2 protein-coding genes are annotated in these 4,426 nt (G+C 39.2%); both read right to left on the bottom strand.

Annotated features, from left to right (window positions below; all coding sequences use genetic code 11):
- The coding region (locus AC1YY3_RS12825) for a beta strand repeat-containing protein (protein WP_482194580.1) at positions 1–3,169 on the bottom strand (3,169 nt) is incomplete at its 3' end.
- Between the two features lie 83 nt (positions 3,170–3,252).
- Positions 3,253–4,353: a hypothetical protein gene (locus AC1YY3_RS12820; RefSeq protein WP_482194579.1), complete on the bottom strand. Its 1,101-nt coding sequence runs from the start codon at positions 4,351–4,353 to the stop codon at positions 3,253–3,255.
- Positions 4,354–4,426 lie beyond the last annotated feature (73 nt).

Below are 4,426 nucleotides of genomic sequence, written 5' to 3'. Positions count from 1 at the left end.
TGGTTTCAACGTTAGTTAACGTAATAGTATTAGCAAAAGCAGGCAGAACAACACTATCAGTGCCTATTCCACCATCGAATGACAATGTATCAGCTAAAGCAAGTGTGTTTAAGAACGTGACGTTATCAGCACCTGCACCACCTGTGACAGCAACGGTTGAATCATCAACAGTGATTGTTGCCCCCAAAGCACCTAAAGTAATTGTATCTGCGCCAGTACCACCTTTGATAGTGACTGCTGCTACCACTTCACTCGGAATGGTAATCTTACGACCTATGCTACCTATGCTACCAAGATCATACTTTTCGATACCCGCTTTAGCCGTGACGTCACCAATATCAGACAAGATAATCGTATCAGTACCCGCCGCCGTGATCGTCTCTAAGAGATTGTATTGTGCTACCTTCATACTAACACTGCCACCACCCGTAATTGTCAATGTTTTTAACTTAGGTAATGCTGAAGTTGTTAAATCTAATGTTTCTGAACCAGGTACTAATGTACCTGTTGCGTTAACATTTAAAGAACTTGCTGTTAGAGAATTTAAAGAACCTTTAAACGAAGTCAACTCTGTTGGGTTCTCTGATGTTTTAGAAGATGTAACACTAAGTGTAATAGAAACTGCTTTGTTAGCCGTAATCGCACCTTTTTGCACCACATTTTTACCGACGTTAACGGTTAATGCACTTGCGTTGCTAAAGTTGAAAATAGCGTCGTTATTGTCGAAACTTGTTGATTCAGCAATATAGTTCAATGTTTCCGTGCCAATATTTGTAACAGTTACAGTTTTAGCTGCTGTCACACCGTTTGTATCAACAGTGAAATTAGACGTTGTAAGATTCTCTAAATTAACATTTGCACCAAGCGTACTCGCAAGCGATAGGTTTGTTAAATCAGTCGTTTTGTCACCTTTAAACACTAAATCTCCAGTGATGGCACCAATTTTCAACGTTTCAACTGTTGACATCCTTGGTTGCAATGGCGTCACTGTAGCACCACTGTTGATGAACAATGTATCTGCGCTTCCATTACCTGAAATTAGCGCATTGGGATCTAATTTAGTTGCATCGACAGTAATGGTGTCAGCACCTGCACCACCTTGAACAGACAGAAGTTTAGTTGCCGCTGATAAGTTTGCATTAATACTGGCTGTTGCACTTGCTGCATTGAAATTGTTTAATAGAAGCGGTACGGTAGTAATGGTTAACGCCTTATCACCTTCTACAGCAATAGTGGTTGCCGCTGTAACACCTGATAAACCGACTTTGTTTGGATAATTTGTAGACACTAAGATAAGCGATTCTACTTTATCAATCGCAACGGCAACTGAATCAGTCGAACCAACATTAGAAACAGTCAATCTTTGTACATCAGAAGTAGAAGTACTTGTGACAACAGGTGACGTTAAAGCATAAGCGACAGATAAATTACCAAAAGGTTGATTATTTAACTGAACCGTTGCCAACGTTGCCAAGTTATTAACTGTTACCTCTGCTTTGGTACCGTCGATAATGATTTGTTTAATGCCAGGTGCGCTTGTGGCATTGAAAATAGTAGAAATAGGCGAATTTGCTTTCAAGCTAACCGTTGAAGCAGTGCTGGGACCGTTGAAGTTAGATTCCATTGCAAGTGTCAATGTTGATGCTAATGAATCCAAGATTGAATTATTTTTTACAGGAAATTTTACAATTGGGAAAGCATCGTTACCCAATATATCTTGAATCGCAGGGTTAGATGTTAATGCAGATGCTGTCGGTGAGATATAATCAATAGTGACATCGTTTATGCCCTTTGTAATTGCATCAGCAAGATTCAATTTTACTCTTGAACCAACAACGGTAACAGAAGAGGGCGTAACAATGTTTGTACCGACTTTAATCACAAATGCAAATGGGGAAGTCGTTTCTGTTGCCGCTTTACCTAACGCTTGGTTGTAAATTAAATCAATGCTTGTTCCTGCGGTATCCATTTCAGCACCAATAAACACTGGACCAGTAACGTTGGCACTATCATTGATGGTGCCAATAATTGATGGTGCTTTTTGAATGCCTGTTTTGGTATCAACCAATACTGCGGTGTAATTTTCAACACCTTCCATAGAAATGTCGTTTGCAACATTTACCGTAATAGTTTTAAGCAGTGAGTTACCTGTATTAAAAATCAATTCAGGCGCGGCAATTTGGAAATCAGCAGGTACTGTGCCATTTTTCACGGCACCCACTAAATCCAAGCGCAATGTGATATCTCTCGTCAAAACTGCGTCTGGTGTTATGGTGAAAGTAATTGTGCTTCCTTCCAATGTATGTATGCCAGAAACAGCACTTGAGCTCATTGAGAATGTTGGTGCTGTGGAATCAAGAAAGTCCTTACTCGCAATAAAATCAGTGCCTAATAAAACCCCAGAGCTTGGCGATGACAACGTTAAATCTATGCCTTCGCCAGATTCTAGCAAGGTATCAAAAGTGACAGGAACACTAATCGTTGCAGTGGTAATGCCTGCAGCAAACGTTAATGTCCCACCTGTTGCAGTAACGCCAGTACCCTGTACTGCAACAGTACCTGTATCATTACCAATAGTTGTAGTACCTTTTCCAGAAAGACTGTAGTTAACGGTAGCTGCTGTTGTTTGAGCCGCACTTAATTTAACTGTGAAAGTTGCATTGCTGCCTTCTGATACACCACTCGCTGAAAAACCACTTACATTACCCGCTGCGATTGTTGAGAATGCATCACCCGCTATAATTGAGAAAGTCGGTATCGTTACGGGTACTAAAAAATTTGGCGTACCTGTGGTTGAGCCAACTTGTGCGCCCAATGCCTTAGCAAAATCAGCATAGGTGCTGTTTGGGTTTGTTGCAATATCACCAGTTGTCGTGTTTGCACCAATATCAAATGTAAAAGAAGAGGCTCCAAGAATTCGAACTATTGCACCATTAGACAATGTTAATTCTGCAGCATTAGACAAAAATTTACTGGAAGCAATGACCAAGCCATCTGCTAATTGAATTTTGTTAAGACCTTCTTTATCAGTGATAGTAATAATCGCAGAGGCTGGAATTTGGTTGGTGAGAATGTATGTATCTGCACCTTGACCACCACGGTAATCCCCTGTGGAAGTGAGAATGAAACTCTCGTCTAAACTTGTACTTGTACCCGTAACGGTCGTCATAATTCTAAATCCTTTGTGACGTTAAAAAGTAAAAATGTGAATACTACGGTTGGATAGGTAGTATTAACCCGAAATTGAATTAATTAACGCGTTTCTAAAATAATTGATGCTAGCTTTTCGTCTAAAATACCCACGATTGTTACGCCAGCTGACGCACCTGCAAGAGGATCTACATAGATAGTCGTATTATTTGTGAATGGGTTTTCAGAAATTACAACGCCTGGTAACACCATAAATTGCGTTTCAGTGTAAACGGTGCCTGTAACGACGTTGTTGAATATCAATTTGTCATTGAGCGGATTAAAGCCAGTAATTGTTACTTCACTAGTATTTATTGCTTTAGTTACTCGACCACCAATCATCTGAAAATCAAATATAAACAAGTCTTCAGCAGCTGTGGCTGGTACCGGTACATTTCTCAGTGGAATTGGGTTTGGGGAAACACTACTAGCAATCGTGGTAGTTACAGGGGTTTCATTCACTTTGGCACCTGCAACTGTACTCAATTTAACAGAAATCGTTTCTACACTTTCAGTTTTGCCATCGTCAACAGTGTTCAATGTGAATGATGCCGTTGTTGCACCAGCTGGGATGCGAATAACACCATCAGTCAATGATGTAAGATTAGTGAAATCAGCTGTTGTGATGTCTGCACCGCTCAACTTATATGGGATATCTAAATTTGTAGTAGTTTTATTATCCAACCTTACCGTGTAAGTTATTGTCTCGCCTTCGGTCACGCTAGTTTTATTTGACGTTAATTTTACAGTGGGTAACAAATTAGGCTCGCTATCTAAAACTAACGCTTTTGATACGCCTGTTGGTTTTAATAAATATACATTCGTATTTGGTAAATAGTCAGGGAAATGAAGTTGCACATTCGATTTTTCCGCATCTTTTTCAATAGGCAAAGATGCAACAATCTTATTACCTTCCAAAATTCTTATAATTCCCAATTTTGCATTGAAATATTGTGAATAATCGGTGCTTTTACCGGGTAATGACAAAATTGTATGACTTGCCGCGTTACCAATTTTAGACAAATCAGCTGTAGCTTGTTTTGTTTCCAAGAAAATTTTGAAGTCGATACTAGGATCATTTGCAACTATTTTGCTTACAGAAAAAATGGATGGACCACTGACATATAGTGTTGTGTCAGTTGATTCAAGAGAAATTTTAGCCATTTTAGAATCCTAAAATAAAGTGTAAAGTGAAATACAAATCGGCACAAATGTTGAAATCTTTAATTTTTTACAA

This window comes from Methyloglobulus sp. (assembly GCF_964779595.1).
Note: the sequence above shows the minus strand (reverse complement) of the source record. Positions and strands in the feature narration are given on the sequence as shown.

Excerpts from the sequence above, each read along its gene's own strand:
- AC1YY3_RS12820 (WP_482194579.1), bottom strand. The coding sequence starts at position 4,353 with ATGGCTAAAATTTCTCTTGAATCAACTGACACAACACTATATGTCAGT.